The 25,922-nt window shown below is 70.6% G+C and carries 22 protein-coding genes and 1 pseudogene; 10 read left to right on the top strand and 13 right to left on the bottom strand.

Annotation, left to right across the window (positions count from 1 at the left end; genetic code table 11):
* Positions 1–6: 6 nt before the first annotated feature.
* Positions 7–921 (top strand): LysR family transcriptional regulator, encoded by a 915-nt coding sequence (locus EP757_RS33565; RefSeq protein ID WP_127552412.1) that lies wholly within the window; start codon positions 7–9, stop codon positions 919–921.
* A gap of 89 nt (positions 922–1,010) precedes the next feature.
* The gene (gene ilvD / locus EP757_RS33560) at positions 1,011–2,705 is read left to right on the top strand and encodes a dihydroxy-acid dehydratase (RefSeq protein WP_127552411.1); all 1,695 of its coding nucleotides are present in this window, start codon (positions 1,011–1,013) and stop codon (positions 2,703–2,705) included.
* A 7-nt stretch (positions 2,706–2,712) separates the two neighbouring features.
* Here ilvD and EP757_RS33555 read toward each other — a convergent pair whose 3' ends face one another.
* The 3 genes from EP757_RS33555 to EP757_RS33545 form a co-directional block, all read right to left on the bottom strand.
* Complete coding sequence (locus EP757_RS33555) at positions 2,713–4,254, bottom strand: diacylglycerol kinase family protein (RefSeq protein ID WP_127552410.1); 1,542 nt, start codon at positions 4,252–4,254, stop codon at positions 2,713–2,715.
* A gap of 235 nt (positions 4,255–4,489) precedes the next feature.
* A complete protein-coding gene (locus EP757_RS33550; RefSeq protein WP_127552409.1) occupies positions 4,490–5,782 on the bottom strand; it encodes an L-serine ammonia-lyase in 1,293 nt (430 codons plus the stop codon).
* Positions 5,779–6,969 (bottom strand): amidohydrolase, encoded by a 1,191-nt coding sequence (locus EP757_RS33545; RefSeq protein WP_127552408.1) that lies wholly within the window; start codon positions 6,967–6,969, stop codon positions 5,779–5,781. Before EP757_RS33545 ends, EP757_RS33550 begins: the two co-directional genes overlap by 4 nt.
* Positions 6,970–7,141: 172 nt before the next feature.
* Between EP757_RS33545 and EP757_RS33540 the strand changes: the two genes are divergently transcribed.
* Positions 7,142–7,735: a TetR/AcrR family transcriptional regulator gene (locus EP757_RS33540; protein ID WP_127552407.1), complete on the top strand. Its 594-nt coding sequence runs from the start codon at positions 7,142–7,144 to the stop codon at positions 7,733–7,735.
* A 37-nt stretch (positions 7,736–7,772) separates the two neighbouring features.
* The gene (locus EP757_RS33535; protein WP_127552406.1) at positions 7,773–9,191 is read left to right on the top strand and encodes an MFS transporter; all 1,419 of its coding nucleotides are present in this window, start codon (positions 7,773–7,775) and stop codon (positions 9,189–9,191) included.
* Positions 9,192–9,267: 76 nt separating this feature from the next.
* On the opposite strand, the gene EP757_RS33530 is transcribed toward EP757_RS33535, so the two are convergent.
* On the bottom strand, positions 9,268–10,701 hold the full coding sequence (locus tag EP757_RS33530) for a cytosine permease (RefSeq protein ID WP_127552405.1): 1,434 nt from the start codon (positions 10,699–10,701) through the stop codon (positions 9,268–9,270).
* Positions 10,702–10,773: 72 nt separating this feature from the next.
* On the opposite strand from EP757_RS33530, the gene EP757_RS33525 reads away from it, so the two are divergent.
* The gene (locus tag EP757_RS33525) at positions 10,774–11,385 is read left to right on the top strand and encodes a TetR family transcriptional regulator C-terminal domain-containing protein (RefSeq protein WP_127552404.1); all 612 of its coding nucleotides are present in this window, start codon (positions 10,774–10,776) and stop codon (positions 11,383–11,385) included.
* A complete protein-coding gene (locus EP757_RS33520; RefSeq protein ID WP_127552403.1) occupies positions 11,382–12,932 on the top strand; it encodes an amidohydrolase in 1,551 nt (516 codons plus the stop codon). Before EP757_RS33525 ends, EP757_RS33520 begins: the two co-directional genes overlap by 4 nt.
* A 111-nt stretch (positions 12,933–13,043) precedes the next feature.
* On the opposite strand, the gene EP757_RS33515 is transcribed toward EP757_RS33520, so the two are convergent.
* Together EP757_RS33515 and EP757_RS33510 are read right to left on the bottom strand one after the other, a co-directional pair.
* Positions 13,044–13,646 carry a Dps family protein gene (locus EP757_RS33515; protein ID WP_127552402.1) on the bottom strand — a complete coding sequence of 201 codons (603 nt, stop codon included), beginning with the start codon at positions 13,644–13,646 and terminating at the stop codon, positions 13,044–13,046.
* Between the two features lie 140 nt (positions 13,647–13,786).
* Positions 13,787–15,259, bottom strand: a complete 1,473-nt coding sequence (locus EP757_RS33510) for an MFS transporter (RefSeq protein ID WP_127552401.1) — start codon at positions 15,257–15,259, stop codon at positions 13,787–13,789.
* Between the two features lie 141 nt (positions 15,260–15,400).
* Here EP757_RS33510 and EP757_RS33505 point away from each other — a divergent pair, with 141 nt between their 5' ends.
* Positions 15,401–15,967, top strand: coding sequence for a TetR/AcrR family transcriptional regulator (locus EP757_RS33505; RefSeq protein ID WP_232050132.1), 567 nt, complete (start codon positions 15,401–15,403; stop codon positions 15,965–15,967).
* A gap of 68 nt (positions 15,968–16,035) precedes the next feature.
* Positions 16,036–16,160: pseudogene (locus EP757_RS44205) on the top strand (VOC family protein); the annotation flags it as partial.
* A 25-nt stretch (positions 16,161–16,185) separates the two neighbouring features.
* On the opposite strand, the gene EP757_RS33495 reads toward EP757_RS44205, so the two are convergent.
* Positions 16,186–17,487 carry an acetamidase/formamidase family protein gene (locus EP757_RS33495; RefSeq protein WP_232050131.1) on the bottom strand — a complete coding sequence of 434 codons (1,302 nt, stop codon included), beginning with the start codon at positions 17,485–17,487 and terminating at the stop codon, positions 16,186–16,188.
* Positions 17,488–17,638: 151 nt separating this feature from the next.
* The gene (locus EP757_RS33490; RefSeq protein WP_127552399.1) at positions 17,639–19,813 is read right to left on the bottom strand and encodes a cellulose binding domain-containing protein; all 2,175 of its coding nucleotides are present in this window, start codon (positions 19,811–19,813) and stop codon (positions 17,639–17,641) included.
* Positions 19,814–19,926: 113 nt separating this feature from the next.
* On the opposite strand from EP757_RS33490, the gene EP757_RS33485 reads away from it, so the two are divergent.
* The gene (locus EP757_RS33485) at positions 19,927–21,336 is read left to right on the top strand and encodes a GGDEF domain-containing protein (RefSeq protein WP_127552398.1); all 1,410 of its coding nucleotides are present in this window, start codon (positions 19,927–19,929) and stop codon (positions 21,334–21,336) included.
* A gap of 146 nt (positions 21,337–21,482) precedes the next feature.
* Here EP757_RS33485 and EP757_RS33480 read toward each other — a convergent pair whose 3' ends face one another.
* Positions 21,483–21,698: a DUF1918 domain-containing protein gene (locus EP757_RS33480; RefSeq protein ID WP_127552397.1), complete on the bottom strand. Its 216-nt coding sequence runs from the start codon at positions 21,696–21,698 to the stop codon at positions 21,483–21,485.
* A 267-nt stretch (positions 21,699–21,965) separates the two neighbouring features.
* On the opposite strand from EP757_RS33480, the gene EP757_RS33475 reads away from it, so the two are divergent.
* Positions 21,966–22,922, top strand: coding sequence for a hypothetical protein (locus tag EP757_RS33475; protein WP_127552396.1), 957 nt, complete (start codon positions 21,966–21,968; stop codon positions 22,920–22,922).
* 181 nt (positions 22,923–23,103) lie between these two features.
* Here the strand turns inward: EP757_RS33475 and EP757_RS43310 are convergent, their stop codons facing one another.
* From EP757_RS43310 to EP757_RS33460, 4 genes are all read right to left on the bottom strand, one after another.
* Positions 23,104–23,259 (bottom strand): hypothetical protein, encoded by a 156-nt coding sequence (locus tag EP757_RS43310; protein ID WP_174262470.1) that lies wholly within the window; start codon positions 23,257–23,259, stop codon positions 23,104–23,106.
* Positions 23,260–23,349: 90 nt separating this feature from the next.
* The gene (locus EP757_RS33470; protein WP_127552395.1) at positions 23,350–24,552 is read right to left on the bottom strand and encodes a cysteine desulfurase-like protein; all 1,203 of its coding nucleotides are present in this window, start codon (positions 24,550–24,552) and stop codon (positions 23,350–23,352) included.
* Positions 24,553–24,622: 70 nt separating this feature from the next.
* Positions 24,623–25,144, bottom strand: coding sequence for a phosphotransferase (locus tag EP757_RS33465; protein WP_127552394.1), 522 nt, complete (start codon positions 25,142–25,144; stop codon positions 24,623–24,625).
* A gap of 278 nt (positions 25,145–25,422) precedes the next feature.
* Complete coding sequence (locus tag EP757_RS33460; RefSeq protein ID WP_127552393.1) at positions 25,423–25,863, bottom strand: OsmC family protein; 441 nt, start codon at positions 25,861–25,863, stop codon at positions 25,423–25,425.
* Positions 25,864–25,922 lie beyond the last annotated feature (59 nt).

Raw genomic sequence — 25,922 nt, 5'->3', positions numbered from 1 at the left:
GGGGAGGTGGACATCCAGCAGCTGCGTTGCTTCCAGGCCGTCGCCGAGGAGTTGCACTTCGGGCGGGCCGCCGAGCGGCTGCACATGACCGCCTCCCCGGTCAGCCGGATGGTCAAGGACCTGGAACGCGAACTCGGCGCCGACCTGTTCATCCGGGGATACCACCGGATCCAGCTCACCCCGGCAGGCCACGAACTGGCCCGCCGGGTTCCGCCCCTGCTCGCCGAGCTCGACCGGCTGCGCAGCGAGATCCCGCTCGTCGCGGCCGGCGGGGACCGGGTCGTGCGGCTCGGTGCGTCGTACATGTCTCCGCCGGTCATCCTCGACGCCGTCGTGGAATCCGCCGAGAAGGCCGGCGCCCGCCGGGCCGTGGAAGTGACCCTCGCGCCCTCGGCCGATCTGCTTCCCCAGCTCACCCGCGGGGAACTCGACGCCGTCCTGGTCCACCTGCCGGTCGAGGACCCGGGAGTCATGTCGTTGCCGCTGGCCCGCTACCGGTTCCTGGTCGCGATGCGCCGCGACGACCCACTCGCCTGCCACGAGGTGATCAGCGTCGGCGACCTCGCCGACCGGACCGTGGTCTTCATGCCGCTCACCCTGCAGCCGGCCGCCATGGGACACCTGCGTGACGAGCTGGTCGCCAAGGGCCTGCGCCGGCTGCGCATCATCGCCAACGCCGACACCACGATGATCGCCACGCACGTGCGCCGCACCGGCGACCTCACCTTCACCCTCGCGCCGTCCACCGGTGGATCAGCACGGATCTACGACGACCCGGCGTTCGCGGTGGTGCCGGTGACCGACGGGCCGAGCTTCGGCCTCGGCCTGGTCTGGCGCGCCGACCGCGCCGGCGATCCGGTGGTGCACGGCCTGGTCGACGCCGTCCGCGACCGCTGGCCCGACGGCGAGGTCACGATCTGAGGGGTGATCGCCGTGCGTTCGCTCCGGCGGACCCCTCGGCGGCGCTAGCCTGCCAGGCAGGCCGGACCGTGACGGGAAGGGGATGGATCATGCCGGAGATCGACGTGAAGCCGCGCAGCAGGGACGTCACCGACGGCCTGGAACGCGCCGCCGCCCGGGGCATGCTGCGTGCCGTCGGCATGCGGGACGAGGACTTCGCCAAGCCGCAGGTCGGCGTCGCCTCCTCGTGGAACGAGATCACGCCGTGCAACCTGTCGCTGGACCGGCTGGCGACGGCGGTCAAGGACGGCGTCCGGACCGCGGGCGGCTTCCCCATGCAGTTCGGGACCATCTCGGTCTCCGACGGCATCTCCATGGGCCACGAGGGGATGCACTTCTCGCTGGTGTCACGGGAGGTGATCGCCGACTCGGTGGAGACCGTCATGAGCGCCGAGCGGCTCGACGCGTCGGTGCTGCTCGCCGGCTGCGACAAATCGCTGCCGGGCATGCTCATGGCCGCGGCCCGCCTCGACCTGGCCGCCGTGTTCCTCTACGCCGGCTCGACGCTGCCCGGCAGGGTCCGGCTGGCCGACGGCGAGGAGCGCGAGGTCACCCTGATCGACGCGTTCGAGGCGGTCGGCGCCTGCGCCCGGGGCCTGATGTCCCGCGAGGACGTCGATGCGATCGAACGTGCCGTCTGCCCCGGCGAAGGCGCCTGCGGCGGGATGTACACGGCGAACACCATGGCCAGCGCCGCCGAGGCCCTCGGCATGTCGCTGCCCGGTTCGGCCGCGCCACCGGCGGTGGACTCACGCCGGGACGGCTACGCCGTGGCGTCCGGTGAGGCGGCGGTGAACCTGCTGCGGTCGGGCATCACCGCCCGCGACATCATGACCAAGCCCGCCTTCGAGAACGCCATCGCTGTCGTGATGGCGCTCGGCGGCTCGACCAACGCGGTGCTGCATCTGCTGGCCATCGCCCGCGAGGCGGACGTGCCGCTCACGCTCGACGACTTCTCCCGGATCGGCGCGAAGGTTCCGCACCTGGGCGACCTCAAGCCGTTCGGCCGGCACGTGATGACCGACGTCGACCGTATCGGCGGTATCCCCGTGGTCCTGCGGCTGCTGCTCGACGCCGGTCTGCTGCACGGCGACACGCTCACCGTCACCGGCCGCACGATGGCCGAGAACCTCGCCGACCTCGACGCGCCGGCGGCCGACGGCGCCGTGATCCGCAAGCTCACCGCGCCGATCCACCCGACCGGCGGGATCACCATCCTGCACGGCTCGCTGGCGCCCGACGGCGCCGTGGTGAAGTCCGCCGGGTTCGACACCAGCGTCTTCCAGGGCGTCGCCCGTGTCTTCGACCGCGAGCAGGCCGCCATGGACGCGCTCACCGGCGGCACGGTGCGCGCCGGCGACGTCGTGGTGATCCGGTACGAGGGGCCGCGCGGCGGGCCGGGTATGCGCGAGATGCTGGCGATCACCGCGGCGATCAAGGGCGCGGGCCTCGGCAAGGACGTCCTGCTGCTCACCGACGGGCGCTTCTCCGGCGGTACGACCGGGCTCTGCGTCGGTCACGTCGCACCGGAGGCGACCGACGGCGGCCCGATCGCGTTCGTCCGCGACGGCGACCCGATCCGCCTCGACGTCGCCGGCGGCACCCTGGACGTGCTCGTCGACGAGACCGAGATGACAGCGCGGCGTGAAGGCTGGCAGCCGCCACCGCCCGCCTACACCCGCGGGGTGCTCGCCAAGTACGCCAAGCTCGTCGGTTCCGCCGCCGAGGGCGCCGTGTGCGGATGACCGCCGGCTAGGACAGATCAGCCGGTGTCATGACGATCAGCGCGCCGGGGAGCACCTCGGCGGCGAAGGAGGTCGTGGTGCCGGCGATGTCGCCGTCGAGCTGGTAGGCGAGGGGCCGGTCCAGGACGACCTCGACGCGCCGGCCGCGCAGGTGGGACAGCGCCGGGGTGTCGACGCCGCGGCGCAGGCCGGACGCGAGCCGGGCCATGTCCCGGATGCCGTGGCCGGAGGCGATGAGCACGTCGAGCATGCCGTCGGCGGGGCTGGCGGCCGGGAACAGGTCGATGCCGCCCTGGATGCGCCCGACGTTGCCGACGAGTGTCATGACGGTCTCGCCGTCGTGCCGCACCTCGCCGTCGATGGTCACACGGGCGTGGAACGGCGTCATCGCGACCTGCTGGACGGCCGCCACCACGTACGCGCCCGCCTTGATGATCTTCTTGAGGTCGGTGCTGGTGGTGCGCATGATCTCCGCGTCGATGCCGGCCCCGGCCATCACGGTGAAGAGCTGGTCGTCGCCGCCGGCGGTCCACCTGATCATGTCGATGGCGGCCGGGGTGCCGCGCAGGGCCACATCGAGGGCACGATCCTCGTCGAAGGGGATGCCGAGGTTGCGGCAGAGCAGGTTGCCGGTGCCCGCCGGGATCAGGCCGACGGGGACTCCGGTGCCGGCCATCTCGGCGCACACGGCACGGACGGTGCCGTCGCCGCCCGCGACGAGGACCAGGTCGGCGCCCTTGCCCAGGGCGTCACGGGCCATTCCCGGACCGGCGTCGTCGCTCATCGTCTGCATCCAGAGCGGTGGCCGCCAGCCGGCCCGGACCAGGGCGAAGCGCACCCGCCGGTGGAACAGGTCCAGGTCGAGGATCTTCGTCGGGTTGTAGATGACGGCGGCGCGGGTGCCGAGTTCCCGGGTGTCCGGGTGAAGGCGCCGGACGGGGAGGATCAGTTTGACCCCGCTGATCCACAGGGCGGCGCCGGCGGCGGTCGCGCCGAGCAGCACGCCGCCGATCAGGTCCGAGGCCCACTGGGTGCCCATCGCCCACTGGTCGGCGGCGACGCAGCTGAGCAGGAAGAGGCCGGCCAGCCGTCGTCTCCACTGCTCGCGGGAGGATCTGCGCTGGGCGTTGGCGACCGTGACGGACACCCAGACCAGCAGCGTCGCGGCGACCATGTGACCGGACGGATAGGCGGTTCCGGCGGCGGACAGCGAGTCGGCGAACAGCGACGCCGGGCGGTCGCGGGGCAGCAGCAGTCGCTGCAGTTCCCAGGCCGGTATGCCGAGGGCGGCGACGAGCAGCGCGACGGCCAGCCGGCGTTGCCGTTGCGGGAAGGACCGGGCCGCCGCGCCGAGCATGACCAGCAGAATGAGCGTCGGGTGCGTCAGGGCGGCGAAGGCTTCGGCCAGCTGTCCCGGTATCGACCGCGGTGGCAGCCGCGGGCCGGTGATATGCCGGTCGATCGCGTCGGTCACGCCGGCGGCGACCGCGCTGGTCCACCCGATGTAGAGGACCAGCGCGGCCAGGAACAGGTGGCGCTGCGGCCGCACCGCTCCGATGCTCGCAGAGCCGCTGCCCGGATCGCGGCGATTCAGGGGATTACCGGCCACGACCGGTTCGCGCGCCTCTGTCCGCGTCGTGCGGGCGGCGGCGAGCCACCACGGCGGCCGTCAGGCGGCGCTGCGGCTGAGCTCGGCAGCGCGAGCAGGACCTCCAGGGCTCCCGGCACCCGCAGGATCCTCGGTCTCACGGGCACCACATCGGCAGCAGCGGGGTGGAGTCGAATCAGCAGTCGACCACGTTCACCGCCAGGCCGCCGCGCGAGGTCTCCTTGTACTTGGTCTTCATGTCGGCGCCGGTCTCCTTCATCGTCTTGATGACCTTGTCGAGGGAGACGTGATGACGGCCGTCGCCGCGCAGCGCCATCCGAGCGGCCGTGACGGCCTTCGCGGCGGCCATCCCGTTGCGTTCGATGCACGGGATCTGCACCAGGCCGGCGACCGGATCGCAGGTCAGGCCGAGGTTGTGTTCCATGCCGATCTCGGCGGCGTTCTCCACCTGCTCGGGTGTGCCGCCGAGGACTTCGGCGAGCCCGGCTGCGGCCATCGCGCACGCCGACCCGACCTCGCCCTGGCAGCCCACCTCGGCGCCGGAGATCGACGCGTTCTCCTTGACCAGCAGTCCCACCGCGCCGGCCGCCAGCAGGAAACGCACGACTCCCTCGTCCGAGGCGCCGGGCACGAAGTCGGCGTAGTACCTGAGCACCGCCGGAATGATTCCCGCGGCGCCGTTGGTGGGCGCGGTGACGACGCGACCTCCGGCCGCGTTCTGCTCATTCACTGCCATGGCGTACGCCGTGAGCCATTCCATCGCGTGTGCCGCCGGATCACCGGCCGCCCGCAGCTGACGGGCGGTGGAGGCGGCGCGCCGCCGGACCTTGAGGCCGCCCGGCAGCAGGCCCTCGGTGGCGAGCCCCACGTCGATGCAGGAGCTCATCACCGACCAGATGTGCAGCAGTCCGTTCTTGATCTCGGACTGGGGCCGCCACATCGACTCGTTCTCCAGCATCAGCCGGGAGATCGACAGGCCGGTCGACCGGGTCAGGTCGAGGAGCTCACTGCCGGACCTGAACGGATGGGCCGCTGCCACGCGGTCCTCGCGTACCGGGGAAAGGGGGTCTCCCACCACGAAGCCGCCGCCGACCGAGAAATATCGCCTCCGCATGAGCTCTGCGCCGTCGGCGCCCAGCGCCGTGAAGATCATGCCGTTGGGGTGCTCCGGCAGTGATCGGCGGCGGTGTAACACCAGGTCGACGCGGAAGCCGAGGTGGTCGGGGGAGGGGTCGAGGGTGGTGTCGACGGTCTCTGGATCGTGGCCGGCCAGACCCAGCAGCACCGCGCGTGGGGTGCCGTGGCCGTGACCGGTCGCGCCCAGCGAGCCGAACAGCTCGACCCGGATCGTGTCCGGCGGTTCCGGAAGCGCCCGGGTGAACAGGCGCGCGGCGCGCATCGGCCCGACCGTGTGCGAGCTGGACGGGCCGATGCCGATCGAGAAGAGATCGAAGACCGAGACGGTCACTTGTTGCTCGACAGGGTGCCGCGTCCGGCCTGGAGTTTCTGGACGGCGGCGCGCTGCTCGGCGTCACCGGCCAGGGCGATCGCGGCACCGGCGAGCGCCTTCGCCCCGGCGATCAGCGCCTCGTCGGCGGCGGGGGAGGCGGTGGCGTCGGTGAAGTCGCGGGTGTGCGGCATCGCGGTCGCGCCGTTGATGCCCATCCCGGGGTGGATGCTGGGCATCACCTGACTGATATTGCCCATGTCGGTGGAGCCGCCGGTGACGCCCGCCGGCATCGGCTGGGACTCGCGGCCGAGCTTGCTCAGCGCGTCACCGTAGGCGGCGGTCAGGTACGGGTCCTGCCGCAGGTCGAGGTAGTCGGGCTGGGTCGGGCGGAACTCGACCGCGGTGCCGGTGGCCAGGGCGGCGCCGTGGAAGCAGTTCTGCACCCGCTCCTTGAGGCCGGGCAGTTGCTCGGCGGTGAGGGTGCGCACCTCGTACTCCAGGCTGGCGCGCTCCGGGATGATGTTGGTGCGCTGCCCGCCGTCGACGACGATGCCGGCGATCCGGAACCGGCCGTCGGTCTGCTGGCGCAGCTGACCGATGGCGACCTGGGCGACCACGGCGGCGTCGGCGGCGTTGATGCCGACGGTGGGCGCGGCGGCGGCGTGCGAGGCCCGGCCGTGGAAGGTGGCGTGGAAGCGGCTGACGGTCTGAGTGGTCATCGCCGTGTCGGCGACGTCGAAGCCCGGGGCGGGGTGGGCCATCATCGCGACGGTGACGTCGTCGAAGGCGCCGCGGTCGAGCATCAGCACCTTGCCGCCGCCCTCCTCCTCGGCCGGCGTGCCGATCAGCTTGATGCGGATGCCCAGTTCGTCGGCGACCTCACGCAGCCCGATCGCCGCGCCGGCGGCCGCCGCGCAGATCATGTTGTGGCCGCAGGCGTGACCGATCTCGGGCAGGGCGTCGTACTCGGCGCAGATCCCGACGGTCAGGTCGCCGGCGCCGTAGGTGGCGATCAGTGCGGTGGGCAGCTCGCAGGCCTCGCGTTCGACGGCGAAGCCGGCCTGCTCCAGCAGCGTGGCCAGTTTGGCCGCGGAGGCGTGCTCCTGGAACGCGGTCTCCGGCTCGGCGTGCAGGCTGTGGCTCAGCGCGATCAGGCGGTCCTGCCAGGCGTCGACGGCGGTCCAGGCGGCGGTGGTGTGGGACATGAGCTCTCCTTAGGAAACGTTGCGTTTCCACGCTAGCTGGCGGTGGATCTCCTGGAAAGAGGGCTACGTTACGACCAAGTTTCACGTTAAAGAAACTCAACGTTTCCTCTTGACTTCTCGCTGTCGCAGCGCAGGATCGAGGCACCACACCAGCACCTGAGAGGATCGGACGGTGACCGAACAGACCGGCGCTCGCCGTCCGCGCTTCTCTCCCGAGGAGGCGCGCGAGCGCATCCTCGCCGCGGCCGGCGACATCCTCGACACCCAGGGGTACGCCGGCACGACCATCGAGGAGATCGCCACCAAGGCGGGCGTGGCGAAGAAGAGCGTCTACCGCTGGTGGCCGAACAAGGCCGCCGTGGTCGCCGATCTCCTCGCGCAGCGCAGCACCGTGCATCAGGTGCCGGACCAGGGAGACACCCGGGCCGAGCTGCTCGACCTGTTCGACGCCATCATCGACTACACCGCCGGTGCGGGCGGCAGCCAGTTACTGCTCCTGCTCGGTGCCGTCGGCGAGGACGGCACGACCGAGCGGGCCATCATCGCGCGGATCATCGAACCGCGCCGGGCCGTCGGCCGGGCGGTGGTGCAACGAGGCATCGCCCGCGGTGATCTGCCCGCCGACCTCGACGTCGACGCGCTGCTCGACGTGTGGAACGGCGTCGCGTCCTACCGGTCCGGATACCGCAACGTGCCGCTGCTGCGCTCCACCGTGCTCCAGCTCGTGGACCTGGCTCTGGCCGGTCACGCGCCCCGGCTCGCCTGACTTTCCTTCTTCTCATGCCCCCTTTCGGGAGATCACTATGCCCATCGCCGTGGTCGGCTTCCTTGTCTTCATCGAGCTCTGCAGTGGCATCCTGCAGGGCGCGGTCCCCACCGTGGTCCCCCTCATCGGCAAGCAACTCGAGGTCAGCTCCGGTGACCTGAACTGGGTCACCGCCATCACCCTGCTGGTCTCCGGCGTCTCGGTGCCGCTGCTGTCCAAGCTCGGCGACATCTACGGCCACCGCCGGATCATCCGGATCACCATGGTGATGACCGCCGCCGGCACGATCATGGTCGCCACCGCCGACAGCTTCGGCGTGCTGCTCGCCGGCCGGGCCCTCACCGGTGTCTTCGCCGCCTGGCTGCCGCTGGAGTTCGCCATCGTCCGGGACCGGGTGCAGGGCAAGAGCGCCGGTGCCGCGATCGGCCTGCTCGTCGGCGCCCTGACCCTCGGCGGGACCATCGGCGCCCTCGGGGTCGGCCTGCTCTCCGAGCAGACCACCGACGTGCACGCACTGCTCTGGTTCCCGGCCGCCGCCATCCTGCTCTGCCTGCCGGTGGCGTTCTTCCTCATCCCCGAGTCCACCAGCCGCAGCCAGGAGAAGATCGACTGGGTCGGCGCGGTGCTGCTCACGGCCGGTCTCGGTTCCCTGCTGATCGCTCTCGCCCGGGGCGGCGTCTGGGGCTGGGGCTCGGCCGGCATCCTGACCCTGTTCGCGGCGGCCGCGGTGATCCTGGCCGTCTTCGTCCGGGTGGAACTGCGCACCGCCGAGCCACTCGTCGACCTGCGCATGATGGCCGGCCGCAACCTCGCACCGCTCTACGTGCTCAGTTTCGTGCTCGGGTTCTCGCTCTACGGCGCGCAGACCGCCAACACCACGTTCATGGCCACGCCGTCCGAGCTGGGGCTCGGCTTCGGGTTCGGCACGCTGCAACTCGCGCTGATGGCGCTGCCGCTGAGCCTCGGCGCGCTGGTCGCCTCCACCGTCGCCGACCGGCTGGTCAACCGCTGGGGCGCACGGACGGTGGTGGCTGCCGGGTTCGGCGCGGTCGCCATCTCGTACGCCTTCCTGGTCACCGTCCACACCGCCCCCTGGCAACTGGCGGTCGCCGGCGTGATCTCCGGGGCCGGCGTCGGCCTCGCGCTCGGCTCGCTGCCCACCCTGATCATGGCCGAGTTGCCGGCCGAGCAGACCGGCATCGGCACCGGCCTCTACAACACCCTCAAGACCCTGGCGGGCTCGGTATCCGGCGCCGTGTTCGCGGTGGTGATGAACCAGCACCTGCTGAAGCTGCCGGTTCCCGGGGTGAAGCTGGCCGACGAGACCGGCTACGTGATCGTCTGGACGACCTGCGGGGTGGTGGGCCTGCTCGGCGTCGTCGTGGCGCTGCTGCTGAAGGTCCGCTCGACCACCAGCGCGGCGCCGGCGCCGGTGGCCGCCCCCGTCCCCGCCTGATCGGTTCTGCGCGGCAGGACGCCCGGGATGGTCCCGGGCGTCCTTCGCGTGCCCTTACCGGTCAGCGTCTCGATCGTCACCGCCGAGCCTGGCCACCGAGGGCAGTGGCCCTGCCGATGCGGTCGCGCATGAGCAGGGCGTATAGGCCGGCGGAGACCAGGATCCCGGCGGGCAGGGACAGATCGATGCCGGCCAGTGCACTCGCGACGGGGCCCAGGTAGACGTCGGTGTCGACGCAGAGGGCGGCGGCGGTCATGCCGGCCAGCAGGGCCGCTGTGCCGCGCCAGTTGACACCGCCGGTGTACCAGAACGGCGCGCCAGGGCGCTCGTCGCCCAGTAGCGTTCCGTCGTACCGGTTGCGGCGCAGCAGGATGTCGGTGACGTAGACCGCCACGCTCGGCCCGACCAGCACGATCGACAGTTGCAGCGCCTGGCTCACCGTGTCCAGGAAGTCGTCGCTCAGGAACAGCGCGTAGAGGGTGACCACGACGCCGACCGTGCCGTCGAGCAGCACCGAGATCGAACGGCGCACCCGGACGCCGATCGCTTGCAAGGCCAGACCTGAGCTGTACGCCGTCATAGCGTTGTTGGCGATCAACCCCAGAACGACGGTGAGCAGGAAGATCGGGTAGAACCAGGCCGGCAGCACCTCCCGCAGCGTGGTCTGCGGGTCGGCCATGTCGACGACGGTGCCGGCCAGCACGCCGAACACCGAGATCAGGGTACTGGGCAGGAACGCGCCGAGGAACGTCCAGCCGGCCACCTGCCGGGCCGGGGTGTCGCGCGGCAGATAGCGGGCGAAGTCGGCGCTGTTCAGATAGGACAGTGGCCCGGACGCGATGATCGCGATGCCGGCCATCCACGCCGCGACCAACGCCGTTCCGTGCAGCGGCTCGGCCGGACGCCAGTCCCAGTGGGTGTTCGCCAGGATGAAGGCGCCGAGGATGGCGAACGCGCCGGCCAGCACGGCCGAGAACGGCTGATAGAGCCGGGTGATGGTGGCGTGTCCGTAGACGCTGAGCGTCAGCGTGACCGCCGCGATCACGATGACGATCGCCACCTCGCCGGCCGTGCCGGGTTCCCAGCCGAGTACTCCGGCCAGGGCGAACGCGGCGAGCGCGGCGGCCGCGAGGTTCAAGGCGATGTATGCGACACAGAGGAGCCAGCCGGTGATCGCGATGTTCACCCGGTTGCCGCGGACGCCGAACATGGTCCGCGACACCACAGTGCTCGGCGTGCCGGACGAGGTGCCGCTGGCCGCGAGGATGCCGATCAGCACCCAGAAGAGGTTGCCGATCACGGTCACCGCGAGGCCGGCCTGCCAGCCCAGCCCGAGCGCGATCAGCGAGCCGCCGAGCATCAGCGAGACGTAGTTGACGTTCGGCGCCGCCCAGAGCGCGAACAGTTCGCGCGGGCTGCCGTGCCGCTCGTCGTCCGGGATGTGCTCGATCCCGCGTACCTCGATGTGTCCTGCTCTATCGACCGGCAGGGCGTCGGTGGTCGGTGCCATGGGACCTCCCGCGAGGGTTATTGGCCGGGTGCTCAATTGCTTATTGGTCACACACCCAATAGCCTGCGATGCATGTCGTCAAGCCCTTCTCCGTCACGGACACGTAAAACCGCCGAAGACCGCCGTGCGGAGATCGTCCGGGCAGCGGGTACCGTCGCGATGGCCGAAGGGCTGGAGAGCATCACCCTGCGCCGCATCGCCGACGAGCTCGGCGTGCGACCGGGATTGATCAGTCACTACTTCCCGGTCGCCGAGGAGCTCGTGGCCGAGGCCTTCGGCACCACCACCGCTGCCGAACTCGACGAGCTCCTGCCGCCCACGGACGCCACGCCACTCGAGCGCCTGCGTCGGTTCTTCGCAGCATCCATCGGCGAGATGTTCGACGACGTGAGCCGTCTGTGGCTCAACGCGCGTCACCTCAGCCGCTACCGGCCGCTGCTGAACGCCGAGGTCAACCGGCAACAGGACGGCTGGCACGCCCGGGTCACCGCGGTGATCGCCGAGGGTGTCGCGGCCGGCGACTTCACCACCGCCGACCCCGGGGCGGCGGCCACCCGGATCCTCGTCGCGATCGACGGCGTGAGCACGTACGTCAACGTGGGCGAGGTCCCCCCGGAAGCCGTGGAATTCGTCGTGATGACCGCCGAGCGCGAGCTCGGTTTGCCCCAGGGGACCTTCCGATGACCGATGTGGTGCTGCGCAATGCCGTCCTGCTCGACCCGGCGACCGGCGGGTACCGCCCGGAGACCTCGCTCGTGGTCAGGGCCGGCGTGATCGTCGCTGACGACGCCGCGCCCGCCGCCACCGACATCGATCTGCGTGGCGCGGTCGTCGTCCCCGGCCTGATCGACGGCCACACCCACCCGGTGTCCGGCGCCGACCTGACCCGTGGCGTGGACCTCTCGCCGTGCACCGACCTGGCCGGTGTCCGCACCGAGCTGGCCCGTGCCCGCGCCGCCCTCCGCCCGGGGGAGTGGCTGCACGGGTGGGGCCTCGACCCCAACGTCTTCGGTGACCGGCCGATCAGCGCGGACACCGTCGGGCCGGTCCTCGACGGCGTCCCGGCCGTGCTGCGGCTCTTCGACGCGCACTCCACCTTGGCCAGCCACCGCGCCCTGGAGTCGGCCGGTGTCACCGGTCCGCGCCGCTTCGACGAGTTCGCCGAGGTGGTCTGCGACCCGGCGGGACGGCCCACCGGGCTGCTGCTGGAGGAACCGGCGAGCATGCTCGTCGAAGAGGCCGCGCCGAAGCTCACCGACTCGCAGTTCCAGGCGCGCGTCGCAGAGGTTCTACGGGTGATGGCCGCTGCCGGGCTCACCGGCGGGCACATGATGGAGGGCGACCCGGCCGAACGCGCGGTGCTGCGGGCCCTGGAGGAACGCGGCGAACTGCCACTACGCCTGCGTCTGGCGCCCTGGTGCAGGCCGGACTCGGCGGACGTCGACGCGCTGATCGCGGCGCAGGGATCGGGTGGCGAGCTGTGGCGGGTTCACGGCGTGAAGCTGTTCATGGACGGGACGATCGACAACGGCACCGCTTGGCTGGAGAAGCCGGACTGTCACGGGGAGTCGACTCACGCGTATTGGCCGGACCCCGATCGGTATTCGCAGATCGTTACGATCTTGGATGCCGCTGGGGTGCCGACGGCCACGCATGCGATCGGGGATGCCGCCGTTCGGCATGTGCTGTCGTCCTTGGAGAAGTCGCGGAACATCGGGCACCGCATCGAACACATCGAGACGCTCCCCGACGATCTCGTGCCGCTGTTCGCGCAGCTCGGCGTGACCGCGTCGATGCAGCCGACGCACTGCTGCGAATTCACCCGCGCCGATCACACCGACAACTGGTCCCGGCGCCTCGGCCCCGAACGCGCCGCCCGGGCGTGGCGCTGCCGCGACCTGTTCGACGCCGGCGCGAACGTCATCCTCGGTTCGGACTGGCCGATCGCCCCGTTCCCGCCCCTCGCCGTCATGGCCGGCGCCCGCCATCGCCGCCCGGCCCGCGACATGAGCCGGCCACCGCACGGGCCTTCGCAGAGTCTCACGCCGTTGCAGGCCTTGCAGGGCATGACGATCAACGCTGGTTCTGGCCGGCTCGCTGTGGGTGATCGCGCTGATCTGACCGTGCTGGCCGAGGACCCGCTGCTGGTCGCGGACGCCGACCTCGCCGAATTGCCTGTCCGCCTCACCGTCACCGGCGGCCGAATCACCCATCGGGCGGCTGATCTGTGAGTGTGTGGCCGGCTCCCGGTTGCGCCGTAATACCGCGGCATGACCTCGATCCGTTCCGGACGAGCGCGGGGGCCGCGGACTCGGTCCACGGCCCCGTCGTCGTGCCGGTGATCAGCGCTTGGTCTTGCGGGCCGCCGCCTTCACGACGGGGCTGCCGCCCGCCTTGCGAGCCGCCGTCTTCTCGGTGAGGGCGCCGACCGTCTTGAGGGTGCCGTCCGGGCGCTCGAGGTGGGCGCGGATGAACCAGTGGTACTGCTCCAGCACGCCCGCCTGGCCGACCAGCAGGTCCTCGGTGACCGGGTCGAGTTCCTCGGTCTTCTCGATGGCGGCCCGGTGGTCCTGGATGACGCCGGCGTAGACGAGGTCCAACGCGGCTAGGTGCGCCTCGGCGTCGGCGCGGCCGATCGAGTAGTCGTCCCAGGTGCGCTGGGCGACCAGCGCGCCCGGCGTGCCGGTGGGGGAGCCGCCCAGCGTGGCGATCCGCTCGGCGACGGCGTCGACCATGTCCCGGACGCCGTCGACCTGCGGGTCCAGCATGGTGTGCACGGCGATGAAAGTGGGGCCGACCACGTTCCAGTGGACGTGTTTGAGGGTCAGCGCGAGGTCGTTGAGAGCGTTGAGGCGGTCCTGGAGCGTCGACACGACCTCGCCGGCAGCGTCCGGCTTGAGGCCCGGAACCGTGTAATTGATCGCGGAGTCGTTCTTGCGTGCCATCGTCGACCGTTCCTCTCTCGTTGCGTGTCCGTTGGGCCATTGCCCGGCAGCGGACGCCGCAAACGGGAGTGGTGGCGCAGGTCACCGGAGGAGGGCCGGGGCTGCTCTGTCGGCGGCCCCGGCCCGGTGTGGCTGGTGGATCAGGCGTGCTGGCGGTGCGGGAGGTGCAGCTCGACCGGCTCGGGCGGCAGGTCGTCGACACCGGCGGCCACCGACTGCTCGTGGCGGCGGCGGGCCGACGGTACGAGCAGGGCCGCGACGATGGCCAGGACGGCGATGCCGGAGCAGGTCCAGAAGGCGATGGTGAAGGCGTCGTCGGTGGGGATGCCCTGCGGGCTGACCTTGGCGCTGATGATCGCGGCGATGACGGCGGTGCCGATGCTGCTGCCGATGGTCCGGGCGATCGCGTTCACGCTGGTCGCCTGGCCGGTCTGGGTGGCCGGGACCGCCTCGATGATGGCGTTGGACATGGCCGCGAAGGACAGGCCGATGCCGGCGCCGGTCAGCGAACCGGAGAGCAGCAGGTGCCAGATCTGGTCGTGGGCGATGGCCGGGATCGCGAAGGCGACGGTGACCAGGGTGGCGCCGAGGACCATGGGCGGCTTCGGGCCGAACTTGCGGACCAGGACGCCGGCGACCACACCGAAGACGATCAGGCCGATGACGGTGGGCAGCAGGTAGAGGCCGATCTGCGAGACCGGCTTGCCGAAGCCGTAGCCGAGCGCGGACGGCAGCTGCAGCAGCATCGGGATGACCAGGAACGCGCCGAACATCGCGAAGCCCATGACCAGGGCGACCAGGTCGGTGGCCCAGACGGCACGGTTGCGCATGAGGCGGATGTCGACGAGCGCCTCGGGGACGCGCAGCTCGATCAGCACGAAGGCGAGCAGGCCGACGACGCCGACCGCGAGCAGGCCGATCGTCTTGGCGTCGTCCCAGCCCCAGGTCTGGCCCTTGCTGATACCCATGAGCAGGCCGACGAGCGCGATCGACAGGACGATGGCGCCGATCCAGTCCAGCTTGCCGGGGGTGCGTACCGGGGATTCCTTCATGCCGAAGAACGCGCCGAACAGGGCGATCACGACGAGCGCCAGGGGCAGCCAGAACAGCCAGTGCCAGGAGAGGTGCTCGACGATCGGGCCGGCCGCGACGATGCCGATGCCGGCGCCGATGCCGCTGATCGCGGAGAGGACGGCGACCATGCCGGGGACGCGCTTGCGGGGCAGCTCGTCGCGGACCATGCCGAGCGACAGCGGCAGGATGGCGCCGGACGCGCCCTGCAGCACGCGGGCCACGATGAGCACGGTGAGGTTCGGGGCGAGCGCGGCCACCAGGGTGCCGGCGGCCAGCGCGGCGAGCACGCCGATGAGGACCTTGCGCTTGCCGATCATGTCGCCGAGGCGGCCGAGTATCGGGGTGAGGACCGAGGCCGACAGCAGGTACGCGGTGACGACCCAGCTGGTGTCGGCGGTGCTGGCGCCGAGCTCGTGGCCGATCGTGGACAGCGCCGGCGAGACCAGCGACTGGAGGCAGGCGAAGGCGAGACCGCCGAGCGCCAGGTAGAGCACGAGTAGTCCACCACCGGTGGGGCGCTCGTGGGTTGAATCAGTCATGAGTTCCCCGCAGCTAGATGTAAACGTTCGCTTACCTATTAGTCAGCAGGTCAGGCCGTAAGTCAACAATTGCTTACGTCACATCAGCGGGAAGTAAATCTGTGTTTACATGGCGTCATCGGGGCGCTAACCTCGCACCCTGTGACCCGCAACGCGACGCAGACCCGCCAGCTCCTGCTCGACGAGGCGAAGCGCCGCTTCGCCCGGCACGGGTACGCCAACACGACGGTGCGGGACATCGCCGACGGCGCCGGAGTCAACGTCGCGCTGATCAACCGGTACTTCACGTCGAAGGAAGGCCTGTTCGAGGCGTGCCTGCAGACCGCCTTCGCCGACCTGAAACGCAACACCGACGGCCTGGAGATCGCCGATGTGGCCTCCTCGATCGCCTACCGGCTCACCGCGTCGGCCGATGATCGGGCGCTGCTCGACGCCCTGCTCCTGCTCGTCCGAGGCTCCGGTGACGAGCGCATCGACGCGCTGCGCCGGACCGCGCTGCACACCATGAGCGAACGCTTCGCCATCGCGGCCGGGTCCGCGCAGCCGCCCGGCGAGGACGCGCTGCTACGTGCCCAGGTCCTGATCGCGGCCACGCTCGGCGTGGCGCTGCTGCGGGTGGCGGTCGGGGTGCAGCCCCTGGCGTCGGCTACGGCCGAGCAGATGCGGGGACCGCTCATCAGCCTGGTCGACGCCCTGACCACCGGCTGACCTTGACTTCACGTGCGGTGGAGCTTGCATGGTGGTCGCCGACGGAGAGAAACGGAGTTCCTCTGATGCTGGAGCGGGCCGGCGGGCGGCGGGTCGGCCAGGGCGCGTACTGGGACGGTGGGGTGTCACGGTCGAGGACCCCGACGGATACCGCCTGGTGTTGTCCAGTCGCGCCTGGTCGAACAGTTCGTAGCCCGCCGGCCCGCCCGGCCGGGTGGTCAGAAGTGGCTCTTCGGGATGACGGCGTGCACCCCGACCGTACGGTCCACCACCTGGGACACCTCGAAGTTCGCTGCTGCGGAGAGATAGGCGTACGCCACCGCCCGGTGCATGCCGAGGTCGTGTTCGAGGAAGTCCAGGGCGTTCACCACCGCCCGGCGCATCGCGATGTCCAGGTCGTTGCCCTGGCCGTTCTGGGAACCGTCCGGGTCGGACAGGCCGATCGGCACCCAGGCGTCGGGTGTCTCGGCGAACGGGTAGCCGAACGCGACCGACGGTGCGCCCTTACGGCCGCGCTTGACCACGGTGAGGCGATAGGTGGCCCGCAGTGAACCCTCCATCGCGGTGAGCGCCACCTCGCCGTTGCCCATCGCCATGTGCGGATCGCCGGCGTAGAACAGCGCGCCCTCGGCGAAGACCGGCAGGTAGAACGTGGCGCCCCGGCCCAGCAGGTTGATGTCGATGTTGCCGCCGCCGAGGGTGGGCGGGATCGAGTTGAGCGACGCGTCGGTCAGACTCGGCGCGCTCGCGAACGCCACACCCATCATGCCCATGAACGGGTTCAGCGGGAACGCGACGCTCGTCGACCCGCGCGGCAGGACGCCCTTCGTGCCGCGGATCGGGGTGAAGACCGAGACGTTGCCGTACCGCCGGGGATCGCCGGTGGCCCGCCCGTCGGTGCCGACCGGCGGCATGATCTCGGCCTCGGTGATGCCGGCCGGCACGGCGCCGCCGGCCAGCCGGGGGAGCGTGCCCTTGCCGTGCCGGCTGGAGATCACGCCGTACGGGACGCGCGGCAGCGCCGAGAGGATCTCCACCTTGAGCACGTCGCCGGGCTCGGCGCCGGACACGTGGATCGGCCCGGTCACCACGTGCGGGCCGTCCACGTCGAAGGTGCGGGTCGTGCGGTCGTAGGAGCGGGCGATCGCGATCGCGTCGGACAGCACCTCGGAGCGCTTCACCCCGTGCTTGCCGAACCACGCGACCGGGTCGCGGCCCTGATCCTCGAGGATGCCCTCGTGCGAGACGGTGTCGACGGTGACGGTCTCGCCGGAGCGCATCCGCAGGATCGGCTCACTGGTCGTGGACGGCACATAGCCCCAGCGGACCTCGTCCGGATGGGAGCGCACGTAGTGCCTGCCGTCGATCGGTCCCCTACCCGGCTGCAGGATCTCGCCCGGTCTGGTCGTCTTCGGACCCGACGCGGCGGCGGGCGCGGAGGCCGCACCCGCCGCCGCACTACCGACACCCAGCGCTGCCATCGCCTGCAGGAAGGTGCGCCGGCCGAGTGCGTCCTTCAATCTCTGTACGCCATCCATGCGCCCCAGTCCACGAAAGACCTGTGTCGTGCCTGTCGTGTTCCTGTGACGCCTGAGTAAACGAGATCAACAAGGAGGGCCGTGCCCGGCGGGTACGCCGGGAAGCGGCGGCTCCCGGCGTACCGGAAATCGGTCATTGCATCGCGAAACCGGGGTGCGGCGGCTGGTTGTAGGCGGTGTTCTGCCAGGCGATCGCCTCGCGGTACTGCGGGTCGTGCATGAGCGAGACGACGGTGCGATCGGTGGCGATCGGCGTGCTGTAGATGCGCAGCGCCGTGTTGTTCGTCGTCGGCCAGACGACCTCCTCGCGCCAATCGCCGAACAGGTCGGCGGAGAGCGACGGCGTGGCCTTGGTGCCGTTGTTCGAGTGCACGTCAGTGGCGGTCAGCAGACGGGTGTCGGCGCTGGTGCCGTACTTGTCGATGCGCGTCTGGTCGAGCAGCTCCCGGGTCGCGTCGCCGTCCCACCAGACCACGAAGTTGATCGAACTCGGCTTGCGGCTGCTCACCACCGTGCCCTTCGGGTTGCGGACGCCGTCCACCGCCGCCGACCACGACTCGGCGCCGGCGCTTCCCGACCAGATGTCGGCGGAGACGCCACGGCCGTTGTCGCCGCTGGCCGGCGTCGACCAGATGATCTGACCGGTTCGCGCGTCCGCCATCCACGACGAGGGCTTCGAGCCGTCCTCGTCGACCTTGAACTCCTCCAGGCCGGCCCGCGACGGGTCCAGGTCACCGACGTGCATGGCGTCGCCGTGACCGTTATTGGTCGTCCACAGCCGCGCGCCGTTGTCGTCGATCGCCGCGGCGCCGTAGATGATCTCGTGTTTGCCGTCGCTGTCGACGTCGGCGACGGAGAGCTGGTGGTTGCCCTGTCCCGCCCAGCCGCTGTTGCCCGAGGCGTTGCTGTCGAACACCCAGCGCTGGGTCAGCGAGCCGTTGCGGAAGTCCCAGGCGGCGACGACCGCGCGGGTGTAGTAGCCGCGCGCCATGATCAGGCTGGGACGGGCGCCGTCGAGATAGGCGGTGCCGGCCAGGAAGCGGTCGACCCGATTTCCGTACGAGTCACCCCAACTGGAAACGGTGCCTCGCGCCGGCACATAGTCGACTGTCGAAAGGGCGCGGCCGGTCTGCCCGTTGAACATGGTCAGGAACTCCGGGCCGCTCAGCACGTAGCCGGACGAGTTGCGGTAGTCGGCGGACGAACTGCCGATCACCGTGCCGGCCCCGTCCCTGGTGCCGTCGGCGGTCTTCATCGCTACTTCGGCCTTGCCGTCGCCGTCGTAGTCGTAGACCTGGAACTGGGTGTAGTGCGCGCCGGCCCGGATGTTGCGGCCGAGGTCGATGCGCCAGAGTCGCTGACCTTGGAGGGTGTAGGCGTCGACGAAGACGTTGCCGGTGTACCCGGACTGGGAGTTGTCCTTGGCGTTCGACGGATCCCACTTCAGGACCACCTCGTAGTCGCCGTCGCCGTCGAGATCGCCCACGGAGGCGTCGTTGGCCGCGTAGGTGTAGGCGACGCCGTCCGGGGTCGTGCCGCCGGCGGGGACGGACAGGGGCACGTCGAGGTAGCCGTTCGCGAATGTGAGCGAGTTTGCCGAGTCGGGTTGCTCAGCACCGTTGACGACGGCGCGGACAGTGTAGGTCGCGGTAGCCGATGCGCCGGAATCCAGGTGATTCGTCGCGTTGCCGACGCTCGCGATCTTGGAGCCGCCGCGGTAGACGTTGAACGTCACGCCGCTCGGGTCGTTGCCGAGCAGCCGCCAGCTGACCAGGTTGTCGCTGCCGGAGCGGACGCTGACCACGCCGCGGTCGAGGCGTTCGAGCTGTTTGCCGTTGATGGTCACCGGGCCGGTGGCGGGCGGTGGAGTGGAGGGCGGCGGGGTGGAGGGCGACGCCGTCGGTGCCACGCCTCCCGTGCAGACGGTGCCGTTGAGGCTGAACGAGGACGGGGTGGCGGTCGTACCCGAGCTGTTGAAGCCGAAGCTGGTGGTCGCGTTCGTGGCCAGGGCGGCGTTGTAGCCGGCGTCCTTGACGCTGACGTCCGCGCCCGACTGGGTCACGACGCCGTTCCACAGCTGCGAGATGGTCTGTCCGCCGGGGAGAGCGAACGTGAGAGTCCAGCCGTTGATCGCGTCACCGAGGTTGGTGACGTCGACGGCGGCGCCGAAGCCGCCCGGCCAGGTGTTGCTGACGGTGTACTTGACGGCGCAACCGGCGGCGGCGTCGGCCCGTGAGGCGAGGGCGATGCCGGCGCCGCCGGTCACGACGGCGAGGGCGGTGGCGGCGATCTTTCGGGGGAGTGCCATGATCGCTCTCTCTAATAGACGGTTATGGATGGGAGCGCTCCCAGTCTAGGGCATTCCGGCGGCGGTGGCGCGTGTCCGCTCAGCCGGCGGCGGAATGTGCCGATGACCGGAATGTGCCGATCAGCCGAATCCGCGGCGTGCCGTCGTGGTGGGCCTGCATCGTCGCCGGCGGGCTCGCGACCGTCGCGTACCTGCTGCTGCCCGCGGGTGGCTGGTGGCGCCCGGTCGCGTACGGCGTGAGCGGTGCGGCCTGCGTGATCGTGGTCGCCGTGGCGGTCCGCGGCTACCGCCCGGACCAGCCGGCCACCTGGTGGACGTTCGTGACCGGGCTCGCCGTCTGGCTGGCCAGCACGGTCATCGGGCAGGCCGGCGCGGGACCGCCCTCGGCAGTGGTCGCCGACGCGCTGGACCTGGCCGGGTACCCGTTCATGTGCCTGGCCCTGGCGGGCCTGATCCGTGGCCGGGCCCGGGCTCACGACCGGACGGCACTCGTCGACGCCGGCCTGGTCGCGACGAGCCTGGGCCTGCTCTACTGGGTCTTCGTGGTCGACGGCGTGGTCACCGACCCGGACCGGCCGTGGGGTGCCCGGCTCGCGGCCGTCGCGGTGGGCGCCGGCGACATCACCCTGCTCGTCCTCGGTTCGCTGCTGCTCACCACGCCCGGCGCGCGCACGGCGAGCTACCGGCTGCTGGTCGGCGCCCTGCTGCTGACCGCGATCTCCGACATCCTGAGCGCCTCCGGCCCGATCGACGCCGGAGGCGCCGTCTCGCTGGCGGCGAACGTCCTGGTCGCCGCGGCGGCAACGCATCCGTCGATGCGGCAGCTCACCGTGCCGCTGACTCGGCCGCCGGCGTTCGTGCGGCCCCGGCTGGCCCTGCTCACGGTGAGCATCCTGCTCGCCCCCGCGGTCGGTCTCTACCGGGGCGCCACCGGCCACGCCGGGGAGGACTGGGTCGCCACCGGCATCTGCTCGATCGTGCTCTTCGTGCTGGTGGCGGTCCGCATGGCCGGACTGCTGCGCCGCGTCGAGACACAGGCCGGCGAACTGGCCCGGCTCGCCCGGCACGACGCACTCACCGGCCTGCCGAACCGCCGCCAGTGGGACGAACGCCTGGCCGCCGCACTGGCCTCCGGCCGGAGGCCGCTGTACGTCGCCCTGATCGACCTCGACCACTTCAAGCGGTACAACGACACCCACGGTCATCAAGCCGGAGACGAACTGCTGGCCGGCGCCGCCGCTGCCTGGCGTGGCGAGATCCGCGCGGGTGACCTGCTGGCCCGCTACGGCGGGGAGGAGTTCGGACTCCTGCTCACCGCCTGCACGGCGGCCGAGGCTCGCCGGCTTCTGGATCGGTTGCTGGCGGTCACCCCGCAGGGGCAGACGTTCTCGGCCGGGCTCGCCCGATGGGACGGCGAGCAGAGCACGGCGGCGCTGCTGGGCCGCGCCGACGAGCTGCTGTACGCCAGCAAGAACGCCGGGCGGGCACGCATCACCGCGGACGATTCCGCGCTGGCGGCGTGATCCGGCCGGGGGCGGTAGCCACGGGGAGCGGAGTCCCCTGACCGCCGTCTTGCGTCTTCAGTGCGTCCAGCGGCGTCGCTGCGAGGCTTCCCGGGTTCGCCGCCGTGCACTGCGCGAGCCGGAGATCGAACCCCGGCGGCGCGTGCCTAGGGTTGCGTGACCTTGTCGCCGGCTCGTGGCAGGGGCTCAAGCCGCGCATCCGGCCCCGGGATGATCAGCGTGACGTGCCCGCCGCTCGTCCACCGAACCTGGTACGGCGGGTGCCCGCCCGGCCGCGAGACGCCCACGATCACGCTGATGCGCGTCGGGACGTCGGGACGCAGCGACTCGATGACGAGGCGGTCGCCGATGTATGCGTGCATGACTGGACCTCCGTCCACTCCTCCATCGAGGCGCTTCCATGCTCGTCTGTTGCGGCATTTCTGCGCAGGGCCGGAAGACCTCTCCCTGAAGGAGCGGTTCCGCCCGTTCCCGCGCAGCCCGGAATGCGGTGGTGCGCTCGCGCGGAACGGCAAAGGTCGTCGCGGTTGGCCTCGCCGCAGGTCAGCAGCATGAGGGCTGCGACGCCATCGGCGTTCTTGCGCCCGTGAAGGATGATGGAGGCCCACGACGCCGCACGGAGGCGCTTCATGCTCGGTCCCGACGATGCGCTTCGGCGACGTGAGGCGGCCATCACCGCGTTTGTCAGCCTGATCGGCGCGATCCTGGGCATATTCGCCGATTTCCTGGGTGTTGCCCAGACGGCACGTCCACTTCTCCTCGGCGCTGCCGCTCTGGGAGTCCTTGTCGCAGTCGGAATGTGGGCTGGGCGCCGGCTCGAGTGGATCGCACCGTCGAATCTGCTCATTCTTTGCATCGCGGGCTTCAGTGTCGTGGTGGCTGTAGCCAGCGGGATCGGCCTTTATGTCGACAGCAGGAATGATCGGCACAAGGCGGAGGAGGCTACGCAGAAGGCGATGGCGGAAACCTGTGCGGCAACACGGGATTACATCGATGCGGAAATCGCATCGGTCACCTCGTTCGCAGTATCGGGCAGGCCGAACGAAAACATGAAGTCGGCCGATAGCCACACGAAAGAAACGGTGATCGCGCTGACCAGTGCTGCAAATCGGTCAGGGTCTGCGGAGGCCCGAGACATCGTCGGCAAGTTTCATAGGGAGATCATGGCCAGCTGGTCGTATCTGGGTCAGAATGACGGAATCTCGGTCAAGCACGGCATTGAGGCGGGCAGAATTCTGCGTCGTCTGCTGCCGCTGTGTAAGGCGTCGGGCAATGAGGTTTCCGTCATCTTGGATCTCCCCATTAAGGCGACGGTCGAGAAGGCATGCGCCTCTTATTATGAATTTCACAAGAACGCACCGATGATGGTCAAGCAGACTGACCGGCAGGCCGAATTGGCGTATCGCGCATTGCAGCTGTTCACCTACCATGCCGAGCTTGGCGCAGATGATGCGATTCGCGAGGCAGAGCGGCGCCTCTACCGATCTTTCGAAGCGTACGAGACTCCGGAAGATGCTCAGGAGCAAGTGCTTGCCAGAGAAGATGTCACGAACATCTGCACGGCGCGAGGGTACCCCGCAGATTGATGATGCCGGCGGTACAGATCGAGCACCTCGACCAGGGCGTCTGTCGCTGGACCAGATCCACTTCCGCCGGCAGGCGATGTCGCTTCTGCGTTTCCTGGTCACGTGCGGTGCGACAATGCTGTTCGTCTCGGAGAGCCAGGGGCCGCCCGCGCGAGTGCGCGAGCGGCCCCTCACCGGAAGGTCAGAACCATACTTTTCGGCCGGCGACGGGGCGGCCGACAGCGCCGAGGATCCAGAGCACCGCGCCGACCACCAACAGGATGATGCCGATCGTGTAGAGGATCGACACCTTCAGCAGGATGCCCAGAAGTAGGAGAATGACGCCAAGTGCCAGCATGACAATGCTCCGTTTCGTCGGCGGGCCTTTCCCGCCGGACGGTGCTGTACCCAACGCATCGAAATACCAATCAACGTTGATCCTGGACGGTCACCCGGTGGTGAGCCGGCCGCGGCCGGCGAGTGCGTCCAGCAGGCGGTCCACCTCGTCGGTCGTGGTGTAGTGGTAGAGGCTTGCCCGCACCGCCCCGCCGCTGTCGCGCAGGCCCAGCGACGTGAAGTACTCGACGGCGTAGTAGTCGCCGTGGGAGACGCAGATCCCCTTCTCGCCCAGCGCCCGCGCGGTCTGTGCCGGGCTCTCGCCGGCGACGCGGAACGACACGGTGGGGCAGCGGCCGGCCGGGGCCGGGAGGACCGTGATCGTGTCGATCGCGGCCAGGCCGGTCAGCAGGCGATCGAGCAGGCTGTTCTCGTACTCCACGACGGCGGCCATGCTCGCCAGAAGCCGCGACCGGCGGTCGCCCCCGGTGCCGGCCAGTCCGGCCAGGTGGTCGACGGCCGCGGTGATGCCGGCGAGCAGTTCGAAACTCAGCGTGCCCTGCTCGAACCGGTCGGGCACGCCGGCGGGGGAGGGGATCAGCTTCGCCGGGTGCAGCGTCTCCCACAGTGCCGGCGCGGCGACGACCGCCGCATAGTGCGGACCGGACCACTTGTACGCGCTGGTGACGTAGAAGTCGGCGCCCAGCGCGGCCACGTCGGTCGGCAGGTGTGCGGTCGCGTGCACGCCGTCGACGAACACCAAGGCGCCGGCCGCGTGAGCGATGTCGGCGATCTCGCGGACAGCCGGTACGGTTCCGGCCGCGTTGCTCGCCGCGGTCAGAGCGACCAGCCTGGTACGAGGACCGATCAAATCCCGGAACTGTCCTACATCGAGTCGACCTGTGGTCGCGTCGACTCCGGCGTACCGGGAGATCGCTGTGGTCTGCACCCACGGGCGGACGTTGGCGTCGTGGTCGAGGCGCGTCACCACCACCTCGTCGTCCGGCTCCCAGCCCTGGGCGAGCGTGCGCGCGACCAGGTAGGTCAGGGTGGTGGCGCTCGGCCCGAACACCACCCCCGCCGGATCGCCACCGACGAGATCGGCGACCGCCGAGCGTGCCGCCGCGACGATCTCACCGGAGCGGCGGGCCGGCTCATGCGCGGTGCCCCGATTCGACACCGCCGTCCGCATCGCCGCTGCGATCGCGTCGATGACCGGTGCCGCCGGCTGCGTGCCACCCGCCCCGTCGAGATGGACGAAACCCTCCGCGAGAGCGGGATAGCCGGACCGCACACGCGCGACGTCGAAGATCATGCCCCGATCAGATCACGACTCCGGCACGACGGCATCGGTCAGCGCTTCCCGGACGCGACGCCGTCCGGTGTCACAGGCCGAGGGCCGCGGCCGCGCGAGCGTACCGCCGGACTTCGTCCCGCAGATCGACGCGCTCGTCGGCGGCGAGGACGCGTGCGTTGGTCGTGGCCATGCGGAACAGCAGCGCTCGTGCCACCGCCGCCGGCGGTACGCCCAGCGTCCGGTGCAGCGAGGGCGGCGCGTCGTGCCAGCACAGCGCGTCCGCCACCACGATGCCCTCGGCGTACGCGAGCGGCCGCCAGTAGGGCGAGATGTCGATGACGGCCGGCGGACGGCCCGGATCGAACAGGATGTTTCCGGCCAGATCACCGTGCACGAGCTGCGGGCGGCCCAGCGGCTGGATACCCGGTCCGAGCCGTCGTGCCAGGTCGGCCAACTCCGGCAGGAACCGTACCGTCTGCTCGCCCCAGGCCACCCGGTCCGCCTCCGCCCACCGATCCCGGCGCCCGTCGAGGACGGCCGGTCGGCGAAGCGGGGCGACCGCCCGGTGGAACGCCCGGCTCACCGCGATGATGTCCCGCCAAGTCGACACCGCGGAGTAGTCGGGCGCGGCACCGGGGACCCACCGGGTGGCCGACCACCCGAGCACGCTCCACGCGCCGTCACGGGAACGGACCGGCGCGGCGAGCCGGAAACCGTCGGCTTCGACGCCGGCGACCGCCTCGGCCAGCCACGCGTGCAGTTCGCCCCCGTCCGGTTTGAGGACGATGTCGTTCGCGGCCCACGAGGTGCCCTGACCGCCGTCCAGCCGCCGAACGGGCCCATCGACGCCGAAGGCGTGCAGGACGGCCGGTGCGGGAGGCTCGGGGCTCAGGGGAGACGCCCCGGTTCGACGCGGGTGTCGACCGGCGTGCCCAGCTCGACCGTTCGTGACACCGTGCAGAGCCGATCATGCGACATCCGTGCCGCCCGGGGCAGCATCTCCCGGGCCGCGTCGCCGGCCGCGCCCTCCGGGAACGTCACCCGCAGCTCCACCGTCACGTCGGTCAGCCGGTTGCCGCCCGCCTCGTCGCGGACCTTGTCGGCGGTGACGGCGACCGTGAAGCTGTCCGGTTCCGCCCGCTTGCTGGTGATGTAGTCGACGTCCGCGCCCGTGCAGCCGCCGATCGCGGCGAGCAGCAACTCCACCGGCGTGAAGTCGGCGCCGTCCCCGACGCCGATGGTCATCGTGCCGCCGCGGGCGTTGCGGACCTCGTACTGGCCGAGGGTCGTCCGGTGCAGGGTCACAGCGCGCTGGGTGTCGTCGGCCATGACGGTGAAACTATCCCACCCGGCGAACCCGGACATCTCAGTATCGGCCCCGGCGTCGA

This window comes from Actinoplanes sp. OR16, from assembly GCF_004001265.1.
GTDB lineage: Bacteria > Actinomycetota > Actinomycetes > Mycobacteriales > Micromonosporaceae > Actinoplanes.
The sequence above is the reverse complement of the archived record's forward strand: the minus strand, read 5'-3'. Positions and strand labels throughout refer to the sequence as shown.

Excerpts from the sequence above, each read along its gene's own strand:
- ilvD (WP_127552411.1), top strand. The coding sequence starts at position 1,011 with ATGCCGGAGATCGACGTGAAGCCGCGCAGCAGGGACGTCACCGACGGC.
- EP757_RS33545 (WP_127552408.1), bottom strand. The coding sequence starts at position 6,969 with ATGTCCCACACCACCGCCGCCTGGACCGCCGTCGACGCCTGGCAGGAC.
- EP757_RS33535 (WP_127552406.1), top strand. The coding sequence starts at position 7,773 with ATGCCCATCGCCGTGGTCGGCTTCCTTGTCTTCATCGAGCTCTGCAGT.
- EP757_RS33530 (WP_127552405.1), bottom strand. The coding sequence starts at position 10,701 with ATGGCACCGACCACCGACGCCCTGCCGGTCGATAGAGCAGGACACATC.
- EP757_RS33525 (WP_127552404.1), top strand. The coding sequence starts at position 10,774 with ATGTCGTCAAGCCCTTCTCCGTCACGGACACGTAAAACCGCCGAAGAC.
- EP757_RS33520 (WP_127552403.1), top strand. The coding sequence starts at position 11,382 with ATGACCGATGTGGTGCTGCGCAATGCCGTCCTGCTCGACCCGGCGACC.
- EP757_RS33515 (WP_127552402.1), bottom strand. The coding sequence starts at position 13,646 with ATGGCACGCAAGAACGACTCCGCGATCAATTACACGGTTCCGGGCCTC.
- EP757_RS33510 (WP_127552401.1), bottom strand. The coding sequence starts at position 15,259 with ATGACTGATTCAACCCACGAGCGCCCCACCGGTGGTGGACTACTCGTG.
- EP757_RS33490 (WP_127552399.1), bottom strand. The coding sequence starts at position 19,813 with ATGGCACTCCCCCGAAAGATCGCCGCCACCGCCCTCGCCGTCGTGACC.
- EP757_RS33480 (WP_127552397.1), bottom strand. The coding sequence starts at position 21,698 with ATGCACGCATACATCGGCGACCGCCTCGTCATCGAGTCGCTGCGTCCC.
- EP757_RS33475 (WP_127552396.1), top strand. The coding sequence starts at position 21,966 with ATGCTCGGTCCCGACGATGCGCTTCGGCGACGTGAGGCGGCCATCACC.
- EP757_RS43310 (WP_174262470.1), bottom strand. The coding sequence starts at position 23,259 with ATGCTGGCACTTGGCGTCATTCTCCTACTTCTGGGCATCCTGCTGAAG.
- EP757_RS33470 (WP_127552395.1), bottom strand. The coding sequence starts at position 24,552 with ATGATCTTCGACGTCGCGCGTGTGCGGTCCGGCTATCCCGCTCTCGCG.
- EP757_RS33460 (WP_127552393.1), bottom strand. The coding sequence starts at position 25,863 with ATGGCCGACGACACCCAGCGCGCTGTGACCCTGCACCGGACGACCCTC.